Here is a 20,198-nt window from a genome sequence, read left to right as displayed (position 1 = left end):
GAAAGAAACTATGATAAAAAAACCGGTTACCTTATTAAGCGGCTATCTGGGAGCCGGAAAAACCACACTTCTCAATCATATTTTGGAGCAGGAGAGAGGGCAGCGCCTTGCCGTGATCGTTAATGATATGGGGGCGGTCAATTTAGACGCCAGACTCATTCGTCAGCAGGAAGGCTTAGGTCAAGAGAATCAGGTGCTGGAACTGACCAACGGTTGTATTTGCTGCAGCTTACGGGAAGATTTTATCAGTGAGATAAAGAAGATAGCCCAAAATGATCAGATTGATGGAATTATCGTGGAAGCTTCTGGGGTCAGCAGTCCTATGAGCATAGCCGATGCATTTGAAGAGGAGGGAGAGGATTTCCCTGCCTTTATTGACTGCATCGTATCGGTAGCCGATGGCAACCGGATTTGTTCGGAATTTGTAGAGGAGCTGGAAGCAGGCAAAAGTAGTTCAAAAGAGGAAGATGAGGACGTAATCAATCTTGTTATGGAGCAGATTGAGTTCAGTAATATTATCATCTTAAATAAATGTGATCTGCTCTCAGAGGAAGAGATAGAGCGAGTGGAAGCGGTGATAAGAACCTTATCTCCGGAGGCAGAATTAATTCAAACGACCAACAGCCAGGTGCCCACCTCGAAGATCTTTAACCGGAAGTTATATGATTACGATCGTTTAAGTAGTTCCAGCGCTTTATCAAAAGCTTTGCTCCGTCATGAAGCTGGTAAGGAGCATCAGGATTATGGTATTAGTTCCTTTGTCTATGAACGGAGAGAACCTTTTGACAATGCCCTGTTTTACGACTGGATCGAGACCTCTTATCCAAAGGATATCATAAGGGCAAAAGGCTACCTATGGTTTTATCAGGAGCCAGATCAGGCGGTTTTATTTGAACAGGCAGGAAGTAGCATTGCCATCACACCGATCTCTTCCTGGATTGCGGCTGGCACCAAAGAGGAGCAGGAAGAAAGCTTAAGAGACTACCCAGAATTAATGGAAGAGTGGGATGAGCTTTGGGGGGATCGGAACAATCAGATTGTTTTTATAGGTAAGGATCTAAAGGAAAATCAAATCAAAGAAGCACTGAATGGATGTATTAAGACCGCTCCCTTTTAGGAGTTTCCTGGAACCTTTTTCTTTGAAAGCCTATTACCAATATTAGGCATCTGTGCCAGTTTTTGCGTTCTATTCAAGGAATAACCATCATGTTATACTTGAAAAAATTGGAATGGAGAAGGACAATCAAATGAAAAAATCTGTTATAAGAACAACGCTTTTAGGTTTATCCATTTTTACGCTTGCTCTTTTCGGCTTTCAAAGCCATAAGGATGTATTTGCTGAAAATGAAACAACAAAAACGACAGAAACCTCTCAACCGGCACAACCACAGGAGGAAAATGCTGTTAAAAGCAATAAACTGGTGGGTTATTATGCGGCTTGGTCTGCCTATTCCCGTTATTATCCCAATCAGATTGATGCTACTAAATTAACTCATATCAATTATGCCTTTGCAAATATCAGCACTGATTTAAAGGTGACTCTGGGATATCCAGATGTGGATCCAGAAAATATCAGGCTATTAAATACCTTAAAACAGTCAAATCCAGAACTGAAAACTTTGATTTCAGTAGGTGGCTGGAATTGGTCCGGGAGATTTTCTGATGCTGCCCTAACGGAAGAGAGCAGAACTGTTTTTGCGGATAGTTGTGTGGATTTCATTACTACATATGGATTTGATGGCGTAGATTTAGACTGGGAATATCCAGTATCAGGAGGACTTAATACCAATGGAAAACGCCCAGAAGATAAACAAAATTTCACTTTGCTCCTTAAGAAGATAAGGGAAAAGCTAGTTGAAAAAGGTGCCCGGGATCAAAAGCATTACTTGCTTACCATTGCAGGGGGCGCGGATAAGTCTTATATAAACAAAGTAGAGCTTACAAAAATTGCTCCATATCTGGATTTTGTCAACCTTATGACTTACGATCTTCATGGACATTGGGATACTCATACGGATTTACTGGCTCCTCTTTATGCCAACCAAGATTCTTCCCCTCAGTATAAAACAAGTGTGGAACAGGCAGTGGATACCTGGATAAATGCATCATTTCCTAGAGAAAAGCTAGTTTTGGGTATACCATTTTACGGATACTTATATTCTTCCGTTCCTGATTCTAACCGTGGTTTATACCAGAGGTTCGGAGGTGCCAGTTCCATAAGCTACCAGGATATCATGAAAAATTACATAAATAAACCAGGCTATACCCGATTTGTCCATTCTGAGTCTAAAGTTCCCTGGCTCTTTAACGGTACTATTTTTATAAGTTATGAGGATGGGGAATCCATTGGTTATAAATCGGAATTTATCAAATCCAAGAACCTTGGAGGTGCTATGATTTGGGAACTGAGCCAGGACCCATCGGGAGAGCTCCTTGGCACCTTAAACCGTAATTTAAATCAATAATAGATAAAAAATAATGTAAGCTTCTTCACCAAGGTAACGTTACCATATGGTGTAGAGGCTTCTTTCTTTGTAAATAAAAAAATTCCTTACAAATCAAGTTTTTTTCTGAAATAAAGAATGATATAATGAGTAAAATAAAAAAGATCCTGCGCATGATCGATTCATATTCCTGGTCTAAAAAGCTGCAGGCTAAAAGGAAAATAAATTCTTTGGCCTATGATAATGCAGCGCCCGCATGATATTGAACTACGTTAGCTGAGGAGGAATAGTATGGATGAAATGTTTTTCGAATCGATTGTAAAAAACTCACCCATGGCATACGCATACCACAAAATTATTTTAAATGAGGCAGGTACTCCCTGTGATTATGTTTTTCTGGATGTGAATTCTGCTTTTGAAGAAATGAGCGGCATGAAACGGGAAAATATGATTGGAAAGAAAGTTACAGAAGCTATGCCAAACATACAAGGAGATTCCTTTGATTGGATCAAGGTTTATGGCAAGGTAGCTCTAGATGGAGGAATGGAAGAATATGAAAGATATTCTGAAGTTTTAGACCGCTGGTATCGGGTCTATGTATATTCACCGGAGCTATATTATTTTGTTGTTAATTTCATAGACATCTCTAAAGAAAGAAAACAAGTAGAAGAACGTGACCAGTTGATGGAAATTTTGAGGGAAAGGGATCTGGAGTTTCATTTTATTATTGAAAATCTACCTTTTTGCCTAGGCATGGTTCAGTTAGATGGAACGTTTCTCTATATCAATCCGTCAGGTCAGGCGCTTTATGAATTGGAGGAAGCAACCTATTATGGACAAAGTGTAATTCCTTATTGGGAGGAGTCTAAGGAGTGGATTCACTTTGTAGAGGCAGTGAAAGTAACAGGACTTATCAGGGATTATGAAATGAACTTAAAAATGCCGTCTGGGAAAGTATTTTGGGCGATTGGCATTGGTATGTTATTTCAATATCAGGGCAAGGTCTGCATTCTTTTAGCTCAATATGATATCACGCAGCGAAGACAGGCAGAGAAAGCTTTAATGGAAAGTGAAGAAAAATTCCGCTCTATCTTTGAATACGCCTCTGAATGTATTTTGATCGTGCAAAACAGCAAGATACAAATCAATAATCCAATGTTTTCAAACTTGTTAGGATATTCCAAGGAGGAGTTGTTTGATAAGCCTTTTCTAGATCTTGTTCATGAGGAGGATCGTCCAAAGGCGAAGAAAGTTTACTATGAGCGCTTATCAGGAGAAGAACCGGAGAAAAAGCCACAGTACAGGGTTGTTTGCAAAGATGGTAGTATTGTATGGGTGGAGGTAAATGGTGTTTGGGCAAAATGGTTGGACAAACCTGCCATTGAATATTTTCTGGTTGATATCACAGAACAAAAGAAAGTAGAAGATGCATTGAGAGCAAGTGAAGAAAAGCTTCGAATGATTATGGGTTTTTCTTCTGATGTTACATGGATTTATAATTTCGATCAGTTAAAATTGACCTATGTAAGCCCCTCCATATTTCACTTTCTTGGATATCATCCAGAAGAGCTTATGGAAATGAATCCGGTAGAACTGGTACCCAATGAGTTTCGTTTGAAGACAAAGCAAATATTGATTCAGAACATAAAGGAATTTATGGCCCATCCGGAAGAGAGCAACACTTATACCATTGAATTGCAAAATATCCATATGGACGGGAAACGGATTTGGACAGAGATGTCCTCTAAAAATCGTTATAATGATAAGATGGAGGTAGAGATTGTCAGTTCCAGCCGTAACATTGAGGAACGTAAGTATGCTCAGCAGGAGGTCCTTTATTTAAGCTATCACGACCAGCTTACCGGCCTTTACAATCGTCGTTACTATGAAGAAGAACTTAGGCGAATGGATACAAAAAACAATCTCCCCATTACCATGATTTTGGCTGATGTCAATGGCTTGAAACTCACCAACGATGCTTTTGGTCATATGATAGGGGACTTGCTGTTAAAACGTACTGTGGAAATCTTTCATCAAAATAGCAGGTGTGGAGATATCATTGCAAGAATAGGAGGCGATGAATTCGTTTTTCTTCTATCAAGAACCAGCAAGGAAGAGGCTGAGGAAATGATAAGTCGTATGAAAACAGCTATGGCTAAGGAGAAGGTTGAAAACGGGATTCTCTCGGTATCTTTTGGATCAGCAACAAAAACTATGGCAGATCAAGATATATATTATATATTCAGCGAGGCAGAGAATGCTATGTATCAGCAAAAGCTAAAAGAAAGTATTTCCATGAGAAACCAGACGATTCAGATTATTACAGACACTTTGTTTCATGATAATCAGGAGGAAGAGACCCATAATCGGAGAGTCAGTGAGTTATGCAAAGAACTGGCAATTGCCATGGAGCTCGGCGAGGATATCATACACCATGTCACGGTGGCAGGATTTTATCACGATATTGGTAAAATAGGGCTGGATAAACATATTATTTCTAAGATGGAGCCTATGACAGAAGAGGAATGGATCCAATTCAGACGCCACCCGGAAAAAGGCTATCAGATACTGAAATCTTCGGCTGAATTTGCACAGGCGGCACAATACGTTTTAAGTCACCACGAACGAATGGATGGGGAAGGTTACCCCCAAGGCATATCTGGTGAGGACATTCCACTCCCAGCAAGGATTTTAAGCGTGGCAGATGCCTACGATACCATGAGAAATCCAAGAGGATATCATAAAAAGTGGAGTCAGGAAGACGCGGTAAGAGAACTTATTAAAAATGCGGGAACACAGTTTGATGAGGCGGTGGTTCGAGTGTTTGTTGATATGGTTTTGCGTCAGTCTTTGGAGGGGGTCAAATGAAGAAAGAGGCTGTTAATTATTTATTAGAAATAACAAAAAGTATATGATTGGAGGATTAAAATGAAGTTTAAAGAAATGCCTTATGAAAGAGTAGATTTAAAAGAGAAAAAGGTTCAATTTGAAGCGCTTATGAAGGAATTTGCAAATGCAAAAAGTGGGGAAGCGCAATTTGAAGTTCATAAAAAGTATTATAAAATTAGTGGTGAAATCGATACCATGATAACAATTGCAAAAATCAGACATGATATTGATACTGCAGATGATTTTTATGAAGCAGAACAAAATTATTACGATGAAATAGAGCCTGAAATCATTGAAATGAATGTTATGTATGCACGACAGATGTATGAATCTCCATATCGATCTTATTTGGAAGAAAAGATAGGAACGGTAGCATTTAAAAATATTGAGCTTCATATAAAATCCTTTGATAAAAAGCTGATCCCCCTTAAGCAGAAAGAAAATATGCTGACAACGGCATACGATAAGCTAATCGCCAGTGCAGAAATCGATTGGGAGGGGGAAACACTTAACCTTTCTTTATTAAGAAAATATTTAACCCATAAGGACAGAGAAGTACGGCAAAAAGCGTATGCAAAATACAGTGCCTTTTTTGAAGCCAACGGAGAGGAACTTGATTCTATCTATGACCAGTTAGTAAAAAATCGCACCAAACAGGCAAAAGAGTTAGGTTATGATAATTTTGTAGAATTAGGTTACTATCGTGTCATGAGAAATTGCTATGGCAAAGATATGGTAGAGAATTTCAGAAAACAGGTAAAGGAATATTTTGTACCATTTGCAGAAAAACTTCACGAACAAAGAAAAAAACGATTAGGCATAGAAAAATTATCTTGCAAAGATGAAAATGTTTATTTTGCAAATGGTAATCCAGATCCAATTGGCACTCCAGAAGAAATTATGAATCGTGCTCAGAGTATGTATGGAGAACTTTCAAAAGAAACCAAAGAGTTTTTTGATTTTATGTCAGATCATGAATTGTTTGATGTGTTGGGCAGAAAGAAAAAACGGGCGGGAGGTTACATGACTTACCTTCCTGATTACGGTTCCCCTTTTATTTTTGCAAATTTTAATGGAACAAGTGGGGATATCAATGTAATCACTCATGAATGCGGTCACGCGTTCCAAGGTTATCTCTCGGGAAAGGATCCAATCAAAGAGCATGCGGATATCACCATGGAAACAGCAGAGATTCACTCCATGTCAATGGAATTTTTTACAGAACCTTGGATGGATAAATTCTTTGGGGACCGAACGGAGGATTACCTTTCTATGCACTTGGAAGAAGCCGCCACATTTATTCCTTATGGATGTATGGTAGATGAATTTCAGCATATCGTGTATGAAAATCCTGAGATGACTCCTTTAGAAAGACACAATGCCTGGAAGCAGTTAGAAAAGGAATATCGACCTCATTTGGATTATACAGGATTTCCATACTTTGAAAAAGGGGGATTTTGGCAAAAGCAACCTCACATTTATGATGATCCCTTCTACTATATTGATTACTGTATTGCACAGATTTGTGCATTCCAGTTCAAAATAAGAATGGATGAAAATTACCAGGAGGCATGGAACAGCTACTTAAAACTTTGTACGTTATCAGCCAGTGATTTCTTTACGAATATGTTGAAAGAAGTAGGCTTAGACAGTCCGTTTGATGATGGATGTGTGAAGAAAATCGTTGAGAAACTGGAAACGTCATATATTGATCTATCATAATCGTACAGTGTGCGAAAAGCAGTCAGTGAATCGTTAAAACTATAAATAATTAAGGAGGGGGAGTAGGAAAAGGAATAAAAGAGATAATTTTCTTTCCATAGTCACTTATAAAGCAATATGGTAATACAAGTTTTATGTATCACATATGATTTAAAAGTGAAGAGAAAGGGAGGAATGTCAATGAGATTAAAAAAGTTTTTTAATCTGCTACTTGTAACAGGACTGTTTGCAGCCAGCCTAGCTGGGTGCAACGGTTCTGCTGGTAAATCGGCAGGTGGGGATACTGCTGCTACTGGGCAAACATCACAGAATGAAAAAAAGGGACCTAATGGAGAGACACTTGCATCAGAGCAGATTGCACATGGCCAGCAATTTCATGTCATTACCTTTGATACCGCGCAGGTTGGAGATTCAGAATCTGGTTCCTTTTTTTTAGCAACTTGCGAAGGGTTATTTAGAGAGAATCATGGTGTTCTGGAAAATGCCGGCTGTGAAAAATATGAAGTTTCAGAAGATGGTCTTACCTATACGTTTCATTTAAGAAAAAACAAATGGTCGGATGGAGTAGAAGTGGTTGCCAGCCAGTATAAAGATACGATAGAAAGAGTGCTAAATGCAGATCTAGCATGTCCCTATGCTTTTTTTACTTTTCCCATTAAGAATGCAGAGAAGTATTACAATGGTGAATGTGACTTTAAGGAAGTAGGCGTAGAAGCTGTTGATGATTATACGCTCAAATTTACCCTGGAAGCACCAGAACCTTATTTTACTGACAAATTATCTTATACCATGTTTAATCCAATTCGTGTAGACAATATTGAAAAATATGGTGATACATATGGGACTGATGCAATGCAGATCTTATCTTGCGGACCATATATGGTGCAGGAATACACGGCCAGCCAGAGCACTGTTCTAGTAAAAAATCCGGAATATTGGGATGCAGAAAATGTTTACTTAGAAGAGATCGATCTACAACAGATCGATGAAACCGCCACCCAGTTCCAGTTATTTGAAGCTGATCAATTAGATTTTGTAGCAGCTTCCGGTGATTATTTAAAAAAATGGGATCAGGCGGCAAGTGAAGGCAAATGCCAGCTATATACAAATGGAGATGTTGCTTCCCAATTCTTTTCATTTAATACACAGGAGTCAAGTCCCAGCGGTCTCATGCAGAATGCAAAGGTGAGAAAAGCAATTGCATATACATTGGATAGCCAGACATTTATTGATTCTGTTTATAATAGCAGATACACGGCAGCTTATGGTCTTGTGACACCAAATATTAAAGTTGGGGATAAAGAATATCGTACGGAAGTCCCAGAACCAATTAAAGAAGAATATAGCGAATACGCAAATAATCCGGAAAAATTAAAGGCGTTATTTCATGAAGGATTAAAAGAACTTGGAAAAGATACCGATAACCTAAGCACCATTACGATTCAATTCTTAGGGTATGGGGAATCAACAATCGAAAAAGACATTGAGCAATATGTCGTACAACGGATACAAGATAATTTAGGCATAAAGGTAAATCTTAATATCGTAGGTGACTTCGGCCTTGCACATTCCGCACAAGTTGCTGGTGAATTTGACATGTGCATGCAGGTGTGGGGAGCAGATTATAATGATCCTATGACATTTATCGATATCTTTAGAACCGGTGGAAGTAGCAATTATGGTAAGTATTCCAGTGAAACCTACGATAAGCTCCTGGACCAGTTAGCAAAAGAACAAGATAACGAAAAACGGTTGAAACTATATGAGGAAGCAGAAACTATCTTAATCAAAGAAGATGTAGCAATCAAACCTCTCCTTTATCGTGATAAACATAGCTATATCAATAACCGTCTGAAAGGGTTTCAGTATCCTGTTTTTGGCGGAAAATATGAATTCAAATATGCTTATATTGTGGAAGAGTAAAGTGCTTTAAAGATTATACCATGTAGCGCATTGTCAAACGTCGATGTGCTACATGGTATCCTTTATAGAGTAGGAGAAGGAATATGGCAAAATACATCATCCGGAGATTATTGGAAATGCTTATCACCTTGTTTTTGATTGTCACAGCTACTTTCTTTTTGCTGTCAGCAATCCCTGGAAATGCACTTACTTCAAAGATTGCTAAATTGCCAAAGACGGTGCAAACAAAGATCATACAAAAATACGGATATGATAGACCTGTCATCGAGCGTTATGTGATTACCATGAAGGGATTGATTATTAAGGGGGATTTTGGAGAATCGATTATCAGACCAGGCGAAACATTTGCCAAAAATTTAAAAGCAAAACTTCCAGTGACCATCAGGCTTAGTATTCAGCAGATTTTATTAGGTGTGACTGCGGGCATTTTACTTGGTATTATAGCGGCAATGAAGAGAGGAAGTTACTGGGATAAGTTGATCTTAGTAGGAGCTATGTTTTTAGTATCCATGCCTTCGTTGGTTATATCCCTTCTGCTTCAGAAATATTGTGCAAATGGAGATATATTGAAGCTGCCTATTATTGGATGGCCCAAAGGAAAAGAATTGTGGCTTGGAGGGTGGAAGTATACGATTCTTCCGACCATTGCTGGTTCTTGCAGTTTCATCGCTTATTATTCTAGACTGACTAAAACAAGTATGCTAGAAAGTATTAATCAGGAATATACCCTCACAGCGAGAGCAAAAGGGCTTTCTGAAATGCAGATTGTAAAAAATCATGTCATACGTAATTCATTTATTCCTATTATCACGGTACTACCCTCAACTGTGGCAGGTATTTTGACGGGTTCTCTGTTCATAGAACGGGTTTTCTCCATTCCCGGTATGGGACGATATTATATAGAAGCTGTTCAAGGAAGAGATATTCCCATTGTCCTTGCAGGAACAACATTTTATGCGATTATTACTGTAATCACCATGTTGATCACAGATATTTTATATGGTATTGTGGATCCCCGTATTAAAATCGGTGCTGGAAAATAAGGGAAGGGAGAAATGGAATGAATTCATTGGTAGATAAAAGGTTTGAACTCGCAGACCAGTCAAGGTTTGATGCTGATGAGGTAGTCAGACCTAATATCAGCTATTGGCAAGACGCCTGGCGAAGATTAAAGAAAAACAAATTAGCTCTGTTATCAATGGCTGTACTCATAATTCTCTTTGTTATGTCAATGATCGGACCTGGCTTAAGTGGCCAAAATTATACAACATTAACACCAGAAATTAAAAATTTGCCGCCAGACAGTACTTATTGGCTGGGGACTGATTATTTAGGAAGAGACCTTTTTTCCCGTTTATGGAAAGGTTTGAGATTTTCCATTTTTGTTGCTACCGTAGCAGCAACTCTTAAAGTCGTTATTGGTTGTATTTATGGAGCGGTTATGGCATACTTGGGTGGTTTTGTGGATGATGTCATGATGCGGATTGTAGAGGTATTAAATAGCATTCCTTATCTTATTGTTACTTTAATCATTTTAGTTGTATTAGGAAATGGTTATCTACCTTTATTATTTGCATTATGTATCACCAACTGGACGAGTACAGCTCGTATGGTAAGAGGTCAAATTCTAAAGCTTAGAGAAAGTGAATATATTATGGCTTCCTCAGCGTTAGGAGCATCTACTACAAGAGTCATTGCGAAACATCTAATCCCAAATACGTTAAGTTTAATAATCCTGGATATGGCTACATCGATTCCACATATTATATTTGACGAAACCATACTTTCATTTTTAGGAATTGGTCTTCAACCGCCTGCATTTAGTTTAGGAACATTACTTTCCGCAGGTCAAGAGGCCATGGCATTTTATCCTGCCCATTTATTATTTCCTAGTTTACTTTTATGTTTACTCGTATTAGCATTTAATATTTTAGGTGATGGTCTAAGGGATGCACTTGACCCACAGCTTAGAGACTAGGAGGAAATCAATATGAGCCAGGAATCTTTACTAAAAGTTGAAGATTTAAAAGTTTCTTTTCATACCTATGCAGGAGAAGTACAAGCGGTGAGAGGTGTTTCTTTTGAGGTAAAAGCAGGAGAATTATTAGCGATTATAGGGGAATCCGGTTGTGGCAAAAGTGTAACTTCCAGGGCTATCATGTCTTTGGTGAAAGCTCCCCAAGGTGAAATAAAAAAGGGAAGTAAGATTATCTATCATGGAAAGAACCTATTAGAAATGAATCAAAAAGAGCAAAGAGCCTTTCGGGGTGGTGAGTGCTCTATGATTTTTCAGGATGCCTTAGTTTCTCTAAATCCAACCATGAAAATTGGAAGGCAAATTATAGAAAATATTATCCAGCATAGACAGATTAGCAGAAAAGAAGCCAGACAAGAGGCCATTTTGTTATTAGAAGCAGTAGGTATCCCTAACCCAGAAACAAGGATTGATCAATATCCATTTGAATTTTCAGGTGGTATGAGGCAAAGGGCAATGATTGCCATTGCAATTGCTTGTGATCCTAAGATACTGATTGCTGATGAGCCGACTACGGCACTTGATGTAACGATTCAAGCACAAATTATGGAGCTTATTAAAGGTCTGAAAGATAAACTAAAAACCGCTGTTATCTTAATTACTCATGATTTTGGTATTGTAGCAGGCTCTGCGAATAAAGTGGCGGTTATGTATGCGGGACAGATTGTTGAAAGTGGAGGAAGAGATGAAATTTTCTATCACCCACAGCACCCATACACCCTGGCGCTTCTTGGCAGCGTTCCCAAATTGGAGTGGAAAAACAAACAGCTTTTGCATGCAATCAAAGGAACTCCGCCAGATCTTATTTCGCCTCCCAAAGGCTGCGCTTTTGCAAAACGCTGTAATTATTGCATGAATGTCTGCTTAGAAGAAATGCCTGAAATCACTTATTTTGAAGCTGGTCATCATGCAAGCTGCTGGTTACATCATAAGGAAGTACCGGCGGCTAATAAAAAAATGTTCCAAGATGACAGGAAAATGATAATTGTGAATGAAAATGACTTTGTAGTAGATGAGGATCAATCATATGAGTAGTCATGATATTTTAGAGGTGAAACATCTAAAGAAATATTTTGGTGTCGGCAAACATGATGTTTTAAAAGCGGTAGATGATGTTTCTTTTCAAATAAAAGAAGGGGAAACATTAGGTCTTGTGGGGGAATCCGGCTGTGGTAAAACCACCTGTGGCCGTACGGTTGTGGGTATGTATCGTGCAACGGAAGGGGAAGTATATTATAAAGGGCAAAATGTACATAAACTAAGGGGAAAAGAAAAAAAGGCCTTTAACAAAGACGTTCAAATTATTTTCCAGGACCCTTATGCATCCTTAGACCCCAGAATGACAGTTGCAGAGATTATTGGGGAAGGCATTGAAATTCATGGTCTAGCTAAAACAAAGAAGGAAAAAGAAGAAAAGATCGCTCATCTACTGGAGATAGTTGGATTAAATAAAGAGCATGCGAACCGCTTTATCCATGAATTTTCCGGTGGACAGAGACAAAGAATCGGGATTGCAAGAGCACTTGCTGTTGAACCTAAATTTATTATGTGTGATGAGCCTATTTCAGCATTAGATGTGTCCATTCAGGCACAAATCGCAAATATGCTGATTCAATTCCAAAACGAAATGAAACTGACTTACTTATTTATCGCACATGATTTAGCAATGGTGAAACATATTTCTGACCGTATCGCTGTCATGTATTTAGGGTCTATTGTTGAACTTGCAGAATCAGAAAATCTTTATCAGAATCCACTTCACCCGTATACGGAAGCATTGATGTCAGCGATTCCAATTGCTGATCCTAAAATTGAAGATTCCAGACAAAGAATTATGCTAGAAGGCGATGTCCCAAGTCCCATAAACACACCGCCAGGCTGCAAATTCCAAGGCAGATGTCGTAAAGTAATGGATAAATGTAAATGTGAAGCGCCAAAATTAATAGAAGTTGAACAGGGGCATTTTGTTGCCTGTCACTTATATCATAAATAGGTTGAATATTATGAATCGTATAAAGATTATGGGAATGGATTTTTATAAATGTCTGAAGTACAGCAGCTTCGTAAGCGGTATCTTAGTAATACTAATCGGTGTATGCGGTTTTGTTATTTCAAGAGGAAATTTGATAACAGCTCTGGAAAGCATAAAAGTGGTTTTATTTGCAGTTGGAAGTATAGGGCTTATTATGGGTGCTGTATCAATTATAAAAAAAGACAGAGAAAAAGAAAAAGATTGGTTGGAATGGAAAAAGAGATTTGAAATTTTTTCTTACAGAGTAACAATCAGTATCATAAGTATTATTATTTTGTTATATGGATGCATAATAGATGAGATATTATTTATGTTTGTTAAGTGAAAACGTGATTTTTTGATTGTTGAAGTTGTTAATTTGAAGGACTAAATTCAGGCAGTGGATCTTACCGTACATCTCATCTTGTTTTTTGAGGAATAAAGGACGTAGAGTGACCTCATCTGGTGGTATTTCCACCAGTTTAAGGAGTTTATGCAGCTTATGATTGAGGACTATGAGAGACAGCTTAAATGGAGTACAACCGTTTAGGCTGTTTTTTGTTATTCTTGATTTTATTAAAGCATGCCCTTTTGCCAGGAGCTGTTGGGATAATAATAATACACTTTTGTGCGTAGCTCACCATTTTTTGCGTTCCATAGATTCCGGGAACTAAGATTCAGTACCGTTATCAGTCAGAATTACCGGGAACAATTGTAGTTTAGTATCATAACAAAGCTTGCAAAGGCGGATACAATCATAATTCTTAGCGCAAGATTAACTTAGTGAAACATGAATTAAGTATTGGAAACAAGAAGTTATCTTTACATTTTAATTATATAATTATAAAAAAGTCTTGACTTTGAGTTAACTCCAAGTATTACAATAAAGCAACAAACAAAAAGCTCAACATGCAAATATTCATTTCAACGGCTTTTTAGAAGGAGGGCAAAAGTGCAATATGCAAAATTAGGCAGTTCCAATATAGAGGTCTCACGTCTATGTGTAGGCTGTATGAGTTTCGGAGATCCAGAAAGTAAGATGCATAGATGGACCTTGGATCCATCAGAAAGTGAAGCCATAATAAAGCACGCTTTGGATCTTGGGATCAACTTTTTTGATACAGCAAACTGTTATTCAGCAGGGACCAGCGAAGAATATCTGGGCAAAGCAATTAAAAATAACATCTCCCGTGATAAAGTAGTCATTGCGACAAAAGTTTACTTCAATGAAGGTAATCTTTCAAAAGAGGCAATTAAAAGAGAACTCGATGGTTCCTTAAAACGTCTGGGAATGGATTATGTAGATTTGCTGATTATCCATCGATTTGATTCCCAAACGCCTGGGGAAGAGACTATGGAAGCCCTTCATAATGTGGTGCAATCAGGTAAGGTCCGTGCCATTGGTGCATCAGCCATGTACGGTTATCAATTTGCAAAACTTCAAAGCATTGCAGAAAAAAACGGTTGGACCCAATTTGTATCCATGCAAAATCATTACAATCTTCTATACCGCGAAGATGAAAGAGAATTGATTCCCATATGTAAGGAACAAGGGGTGGTCTTAACTCCATACAGCCCTCTAGCAGCAGGAAGATTATCCAGACCTTGGTCTGCAGAAACACTTCGTAGCCAAACGGACATTACGGCTGCTGGAAAATATGACAGCACAAAAGATTTTGATATGCAAATCGTAAACAGAGTATCCGAATTGGCAGAGAAGTATCACTGTACCATGACCCAGATTGCTCTTGCATGGCAGTATGCAAAGGGTGTTACATCACCCCTTATAGGAGCTACGAAAGCAAAGTATTTTGATGATGCGGTTGGCAGTTTTCAAATTGAATTAAGTCCATTGGATATTCTATACTTGGAAGAGTTATATATTCCCCATAAAATAGTGGGAGCTTTATAAGAGGTATAAATTATGACAGTAAAAGAGGTAAGTGAGAAATACAAAATCACTCAAGATACCCTTCGTTATTATGAGCGTGTTGGTATGATACCCGAAGTAACACGTACTTCTGGTGGAATCAGAAGCTATCAACAAAAAGATTTGGACTGGGTTGAGCTTGCCATCTGTATGAGAAGTGCAGGTCTTCCAGTTGAAGTAATGATTCAATACGTACAGCTTTGTAAAGAAGGCGAATCCACCATACCTGCAAGGCTTGAGCTTCTTCAAAAGCAGAGAGAGGCATTGCATATGCAAAGGGAACAGCTAGATACCACACTGGACCGACTGAATTACAAAATAAAAAAATACGAAAAAGCAATTGATACAGGAAAGCTGAACTGGGATTAGAACCAATGATTAACATGAAAAAATCTAAGAAAGCAAAGAGGATACAACATGTATTTAGAGCAAATCAATCAACCTTCCGATGTACGGAAGTTAAACAAAGAACAACGAACAGAATTAGCCGCAGAAATGCGACAGGCACTGTTAGAAAAGCTGAGCAAACACGGTGGACATTTCGGACCTAACTTTGGTATGGTAGAGGCAACCATCGCATTGCACTATGTCTTTGATTCCCCAACAGATAAAATGGTATATGACATCTCTCATCAGAGTTACTGCCACAAAATGCTCACCGGAAGAAAAGATGCGTTCCTTTACGAAGAGAATTATGATGATGTAACCGGATTTAGCAATCAAAATGAAAGCGAACACGATTTCTTTATCCTGGGACACACATCCACATCCGTCAGCCTGGCATGTGGTTTGGCAAAAGCAAGAGATTTAAAAAGTGAGAAAGAAAATATCATAGCAATCATTGGCGATGGCTCGTTAAGTGGAGGCGAAGCGCTGGAGGGTCTTGACTTTGCACCAGAGCTAGAAAGTAACCTAATAATTGTAGTCAATGACAATGACATGTCCATCGCAGAAAACCACGGCGGATTATATCGTAATCTAAAACAGCTTCGTGATTCCAATGGAACAACAGAGTGCAATTTGTTCAAAGCCATGGGGCTTGATTATCTATTTGTAAAAGATGGTAATGACACGGAGCAGTTGATTGAGGCATTTGAAAAAGCAAAAGACATCAATCACCCAATCGTGGTCCATATCAATACTCAGAAGGGAAAAGGATATCTCCCTGCTGAAAAGGATAGAGAGAACTGGCATTACAGCGGTCCGTTTGAAATAGAAACCGGCAAGTCAGTGTATTCCTCAAATCGTGAAAACTATTCCGATATGACAGCAGAGTTTCTTATGGAAAAGATGAAAGAAGATAAAACATTAGTTGCCATCAGTTCAGGAACTCCAACCGTTTTGGGATTTACGGCTGATAAAAGAAAGGAAGTGGGTTCCCAGTTTGTTGATGTGGGAATTGCGGAGGAACATGCGGTGGCTCTTGCTTCCGGTATTGCAGCAGGTGGTGGTAATCCCGTGTATGGTGTATACAGTACATTTTTACAGAGAACTTATGACCAGCTTTCCCAGGATCTCTGTATCAATAATAACCCTGCCACGATTGTTAACTTCGCAGCGTCTGTCTACGGAATGACCGATGTCACACACCTTGGATTTTTTGATATCCCAATGATCTCAAACATACCAAATCTGGTGTACCTTGCTCCTACCACAAAGGAAGAGTATATTGCCATGTTGGATTGGAGTATTACGCAGAAAGAGCATCCCGTAGCCATCCGGGTACCAGGCGGTGGAGTCATTTCTGGCGGTGAGTCGATAACAAGAGATTATGGAAATCTAAATCAATACGAGGTAGCACAAAAAGGCAAAAAGGCAGCAATTGTGGCACTTGGAACCTTCTATTCTCTTGGTAAAGAGGTAGCCAGTGAAATCGCTGAGAAAACAGGAGTTCAACCAACATTAATTAATCCTTTGTATATCACCGGAATTGATGAGAAGTTATTAGAAGAGTTAAAGGCAGAACACGAAGTTGTAATTACCATCGAAGATGGAATCCTAGATGGTGGCTTTGGCGAAAAGATCACTAGGTTCTATGGAGCTTCTGATGTGAAGGTGATAAACTATGGATTTAAGAAAGAATTCCTTGATCGATATGATGTCAAAGAAGTTCTTCATAAAAACAGAATGACCAAGGAACAAATCGTAGAAGATATTTTAGATATAATTGGGAATTAAGTTTTAATCCATAAAATAGCATGATAAAATAGAGCTTATTCAGGTCTCATTACGAGTATCCAGAATAAGCTTTTTTTATTATAGTAGCTTAGTGATCCATACATAAAAGATAGAACGGGGATCGCGTCTTAGTTTATACGCCTGCTGAGTTATCTTAGAATAGATATGACGGTTGGGGCACTGTGAGAATAATGGGGGAAGTATATGGATTCTATTATGAAGGAATATATCTTAGGAGATATGGTGGCACGTTATATCGTTGACGAAAAACAGCATTTAGGGCTTCAATTATACCCGAGCAGTATGCCGATTCCAAAAGAGATACAAAAAAGGGCTAAGCTAGATGGAATGGTACAGTTAAAAATCACCGGAGATATTTATCCAGGGGGGTATGCTTGCGGTAATACTCTGCGCAACAGTGAGAGCGTGGAACGTCTTACTTTTAAACACCAGGAAGTGCTTCTAAAAGAAGATGGTCAGACGGTCATCACGTATCTAGCTGACCAGCGAGGATATGAAATCCGTCACTATCTGAATTGGGTGGAAGGAGAAAGAACGGTTGAACTATGGAATGAACTGATCAATCAAAGCAATACACCAATTTCCATTGAAATGTTCTCCAGCTTTTCTCTGTCAGGAATCTCCCCTTACTTAGAAGGAGACGGCCATCATGAAATCTTGATACACCGCCTAATGAGCCGTTGGAGTCAGGAAGGAAAACTTTCCACTCAGACCATAGAGGAGCTTCAGCTTGACGCTTCCTGGACCTTGGAGGCGGTAAGGTGTGAACGCTTTGGGCAAATCGGATCCTTGCCAGTCAACCACTATTTTCCATTTCTGACGGTGGAAGACAGGAAAAATCATGTATTCTGGGGCGTTTGGTTGGCTCATGGTGCTTCCTGGCAGATGGAGATATATCGAAAGGATGAAGATATTGCCATCAGTGGCGGTTTGGCGGATCGGGAGTTTGGTCATTGGCTGAAAGAGATAAAGCCTGGAGAACGGTTTATCACCCCAAAGGCAATTGTTTCCGTTTGTCATACGGATTCCATTGATGTCTTTACAAAAAGACTGACTGATGCCGGGCAAAGAGCTGCAGATGCAGGACCAGAAGAGGAGCAGGAGCTTCCCATTGTATTTAACGAATACTGTACCACCTGGGGATGCCCCTCTCATGAAAACATAAGGGAAATCCTAGATGCTGTGAAAGGAAAAGGTTTCACCTATTTTGTAATTGACTGTGGCTGGTATAAGCAGGCCGGAGTTCCCTGGGATATGAGCATGGGTGATTATGAGATATCGGAAGAACTATTTCCTGAGGGAATGTTAAAGACAGTACAGGCGATTAAAGATGCAGGTTTAAAACCAGGAATATGGTTTGAAATAGAAGGCGTAGGAAAAGCATCTAAGGCTTATGAAATGGAAGAACACCTTCTCCATATTGACGGAAAAGTTCTCACTACATCAAGACGTCGTTTCTGGGATATGAAGGATCCATGGGTTGAGGAATATCTAACAGAAAAAGTCATCGGATTTTTAAAAGAATACGGCTTTGAATACATGAAGATTGATTACAATGATACCATAGGAATTGGTTGTGACGGTTTTGAATCATTAGGAGAAGGACTCCGCGTTAATATAGAAAAGACGTATAATTTCTTAGAAAAAGTGAAACGTGAAATTCCAGGGATGGTGTTGGAAAATTGTGCTTCTGGTGGTCATCGTCTGGAACCGAGGTTCATGGCAGCAACTAGCATGGCTTCCTTTTCCGATGCTCATGAGTGCGAGGAAATCCCTATCATAGCGGCTAATCTTCATCGAGCCGTTCTGCCAAGGCAAAGCCAGATATGGGCAGTGATCAGACAGGAGGATTCCCTTAAGAGGATCGCTTATTCCATAGCAGCTACGTTTTTGGGAAGAATGTGCCTGTCAGGTGATGTTACTCGGCTTCGCATGGATCAGTGGAATATCATTGAGAAGGGAATGGAGTTTTATAAGAAAATATCACCAGTCATTAAGAAAGGTCAATCACACCGGTTTGGGCCGGAGGTGTCAAGCATCCGTCACCCGGAAGGGTGGCAGGCTATTTTACGGGTGGGAGAAGATGGGGATAACGCTTACATAACGATCCATATCTTTGATGGTACTCTACCTGAGATAATAGAAGTTTCTCTTCCTAAAGACTGTCCTTGTTATATAGAAGATGTGTTTTCTGATTCCAAGGCGGAGATCGTAATTGAAAAAGGAATACTTAAGTATCGCCCTATGGAGAATAAAAAGGCGGTCGCGTTGTATTTGGTAAGAAAATAATAAATAGAAGGAGCGGAAGGCGAAATAGTAAAAAGAGGGTAGAAGCTCATTACATTTGACATAAAGTATCTTAAGTCAAAAGGATATCAGTATGTCCAAGATAATATTCAAATAAAAGTTTATCTTATAGTGCTTTCAACATGCAAACTGAAGTGCTACAATAAATAAAAATGATGAAAAGGAGCGTGTTTCATGTCTAATAGGCTAAGTAATGAAGAAATTGTCCGTCAGATTCTATGTAAGGATATGGAGAATATATCGGAGGAAGAGGATATCATTCACTTGCTTCTAAATCAGCAGGTTGCTGAAAATCTAAACAATAGCCATCAAGACACTGCAACAAAGGGAGATAGAATTGCAGATCGTCTAGCAAGTGTGGCAGGTAGTTGGAGGTTTATATTGGGGTTTGGCGCAGTGTTAATGCTCTGGATTCTCATAAATACAGTTGTGATTACAGTTCATGCCTTTGATCCTTACCCCTTTATCTTATTAAATCTGATATTATCTTGTGTAGCCGCGCTTCAGGCACCAGTCATTATGATGAGTCAAAACCGCCAGGAGAAAAAAGATCGACTTCGAGCAGAAAATGATTACCGCGTAAATTTAAAATCAGAATTAATTGTGGAGGATTTGCACGCTAAGTTGGATAGACTCGTTGAGAGACAGGAGCAAATCTATGCCAGGCTGGAAGCATTAGAGGTAAATAAGTAAGAATAATTTAAAACTAATTGAACTGATAGAAATAGATATAAACAC

The 20,198-nt window shown here is 39.0% G+C and carries 15 protein-coding genes; all 15 read left to right on the top strand.

What is annotated here, in order from left to right:
• Positions 1-10 precede the first annotated feature (10 nt).
• A complete protein-coding gene (locus BET01_RS16855; protein WP_158585092.1) occupies positions 11-1,117 on the top strand; it encodes a CobW family GTP-binding protein in 1,107 nt (368 codons plus the stop codon).
• Between the two features lie 130 nt (positions 1,118-1,247).
• Entirely contained in the window at positions 1,248-2,465 is a 1,218-nt protein-coding gene (locus tag BET01_RS16850; protein WP_158585091.1) for a glycoside hydrolase family 18 protein, read from the top strand.
• Between the two features lie 270 nt (positions 2,466-2,735).
• The gene (locus BET01_RS16845) at positions 2,736-5,312 is read left to right on the top strand and encodes a PAS domain S-box protein (protein ID WP_120198027.1); all 2,577 of its coding nucleotides are present in this window, start codon (positions 2,736-2,738) and stop codon (positions 5,310-5,312) included.
• Positions 5,313-5,372: 60 nt separating this feature from the next.
• Positions 5,373-7,055 carry a M3 family oligoendopeptidase gene (locus tag BET01_RS16840; RefSeq protein WP_120198026.1) on the top strand — a complete coding sequence of 561 codons (1,683 nt, stop codon included), beginning with the start codon at positions 5,373-5,375 and terminating at the stop codon, positions 7,053-7,055.
• Positions 7,056-7,235: 180 nt separating this feature from the next.
• On the top strand, positions 7,236-8,978 hold the full coding sequence (locus BET01_RS16835; protein ID WP_158585090.1) for a peptide ABC transporter substrate-binding protein: 1,743 nt from the start codon (positions 7,236-7,238) through the stop codon (positions 8,976-8,978).
• A gap of 83 nt (positions 8,979-9,061) precedes the next feature.
• Positions 9,062-10,021, top strand: coding sequence for an ABC transporter permease (locus tag BET01_RS16830; protein ID WP_120198024.1), 960 nt, complete (start codon positions 9,062-9,064; stop codon positions 10,019-10,021).
• A gap of 17 nt (positions 10,022-10,038) precedes the next feature.
• Positions 10,039-10,956 (top strand): ABC transporter permease, encoded by a 918-nt coding sequence (locus tag BET01_RS16825; RefSeq protein ID WP_120198023.1) that lies wholly within the window; start codon positions 10,039-10,041, stop codon positions 10,954-10,956.
• Between the two features lie 12 nt (positions 10,957-10,968).
• Positions 10,969-12,048 (top strand): ABC transporter ATP-binding protein, encoded by a 1,080-nt coding sequence (locus tag BET01_RS16820; protein ID WP_120198022.1) that lies wholly within the window; start codon positions 10,969-10,971, stop codon positions 12,046-12,048.
• The gene (locus BET01_RS16815) at positions 12,041-13,006 is read left to right on the top strand and encodes an ABC transporter ATP-binding protein (RefSeq protein ID WP_120198021.1); all 966 of its coding nucleotides are present in this window, start codon (positions 12,041-12,043) and stop codon (positions 13,004-13,006) included. The genes BET01_RS16820 and BET01_RS16815 overlap by 8 nt, the downstream gene beginning before the upstream one ends.
• 10 nt (positions 13,007-13,016) lie before the next feature.
• Entirely contained in the window at positions 13,017-13,370 is a 354-nt protein-coding gene (locus BET01_RS16810; RefSeq protein WP_120198020.1) for a hypothetical protein, read from the top strand.
• Positions 13,371-13,976: 606 nt separating this feature from the next.
• A complete protein-coding gene (locus BET01_RS16800; RefSeq protein ID WP_120198019.1) occupies positions 13,977-14,936 on the top strand; it encodes an aldo/keto reductase in 960 nt (319 codons plus the stop codon).
• 12 nt (positions 14,937-14,948) lie between these two features.
• Positions 14,949-15,323 carry a MerR family transcriptional regulator gene (locus BET01_RS16795; protein WP_120198018.1) on the top strand — a complete coding sequence of 125 codons (375 nt, stop codon included), beginning with the start codon at positions 14,949-14,951 and terminating at the stop codon, positions 15,321-15,323.
• Between the two features lie 48 nt (positions 15,324-15,371).
• Complete coding sequence (locus BET01_RS16790) at positions 15,372-17,132, top strand: 1-deoxy-D-xylulose-5-phosphate synthase (protein ID WP_120198017.1); 1,761 nt, start codon at positions 15,372-15,374, stop codon at positions 17,130-17,132.
• A gap of 204 nt (positions 17,133-17,336) precedes the next feature.
• The gene (locus BET01_RS16785) at positions 17,337-19,442 is read left to right on the top strand and encodes a glycoside hydrolase family 36 protein (RefSeq protein ID WP_120198016.1); all 2,106 of its coding nucleotides are present in this window, start codon (positions 17,337-17,339) and stop codon (positions 19,440-19,442) included.
• A 192-nt stretch (positions 19,443-19,634) separates the two neighbouring features.
• On the top strand, positions 19,635-20,153 hold the full coding sequence (locus tag BET01_RS16780) for a DUF1003 domain-containing protein (RefSeq protein WP_120198015.1): 519 nt from the start codon (positions 19,635-19,637) through the stop codon (positions 20,151-20,153).
• Positions 20,154-20,198: the final 45 nt, after the last annotated feature.

The organism is Lacrimispora algidixylanolytica (assembly GCF_003609635.1).
In the GTDB taxonomy this organism is placed as follows: Bacteria; Bacillota; Clostridia; order Lachnospirales; family Lachnospiraceae; genus Lacrimispora; species Lacrimispora algidixylanolytica.
Note: the sequence above shows the minus strand (reverse complement) of the source record. Positions and strands in the feature narration are given on the sequence as shown.

What these genes read in the sequence shown, in the direction of transcription:
- BET01_RS16855 (WP_158585092.1), top strand. Translation starts at nt 11, where the DNA reads ATGATAAAAAAACCGGTTACCTTATTAAGCGGCTATCTGGGAGCCGGA.
- BET01_RS16850 (WP_158585091.1), top strand. Translation starts at nt 1,248, where the DNA reads ATGAAAAAATCTGTTATAAGAACAACGCTTTTAGGTTTATCCATTTTT.
- BET01_RS16845 (WP_120198027.1), top strand. Translation starts at nt 2,736, where the DNA reads ATGGATGAAATGTTTTTCGAATCGATTGTAAAAAACTCACCCATGGCA.
- BET01_RS16840 (WP_120198026.1), top strand. Translation starts at nt 5,373, where the DNA reads ATGAAGTTTAAAGAAATGCCTTATGAAAGAGTAGATTTAAAAGAGAAA.
- BET01_RS16835 (WP_158585090.1), top strand. Translation starts at nt 7,236, where the DNA reads ATGAGATTAAAAAAGTTTTTTAATCTGCTACTTGTAACAGGACTGTTT.
- BET01_RS16830 (WP_120198024.1), top strand. Translation starts at nt 9,062, where the DNA reads ATGGCAAAATACATCATCCGGAGATTATTGGAAATGCTTATCACCTTG.
- BET01_RS16825 (WP_120198023.1), top strand. Translation starts at nt 10,039, where the DNA reads ATGAATTCATTGGTAGATAAAAGGTTTGAACTCGCAGACCAGTCAAGG.
- BET01_RS16820 (WP_120198022.1), top strand. Translation starts at nt 10,969, where the DNA reads ATGAGCCAGGAATCTTTACTAAAAGTTGAAGATTTAAAAGTTTCTTTT.
- BET01_RS16815 (WP_120198021.1), top strand. Translation starts at nt 12,041, where the DNA reads ATGAGTAGTCATGATATTTTAGAGGTGAAACATCTAAAGAAATATTTT.
- BET01_RS16810 (WP_120198020.1), top strand. Translation starts at nt 13,017, where the DNA reads ATGAATCGTATAAAGATTATGGGAATGGATTTTTATAAATGTCTGAAG.
- BET01_RS16795 (WP_120198018.1), top strand. Translation starts at nt 14,949, where the DNA reads ATGACAGTAAAAGAGGTAAGTGAGAAATACAAAATCACTCAAGATACC.
- BET01_RS16790 (WP_120198017.1), top strand. Translation starts at nt 15,372, where the DNA reads ATGTATTTAGAGCAAATCAATCAACCTTCCGATGTACGGAAGTTAAAC.
- BET01_RS16785 (WP_120198016.1), top strand. Translation starts at nt 17,337, where the DNA reads ATGGATTCTATTATGAAGGAATATATCTTAGGAGATATGGTGGCACGT.
- BET01_RS16780 (WP_120198015.1), top strand. Translation starts at nt 19,635, where the DNA reads ATGTCTAATAGGCTAAGTAATGAAGAAATTGTCCGTCAGATTCTATGT.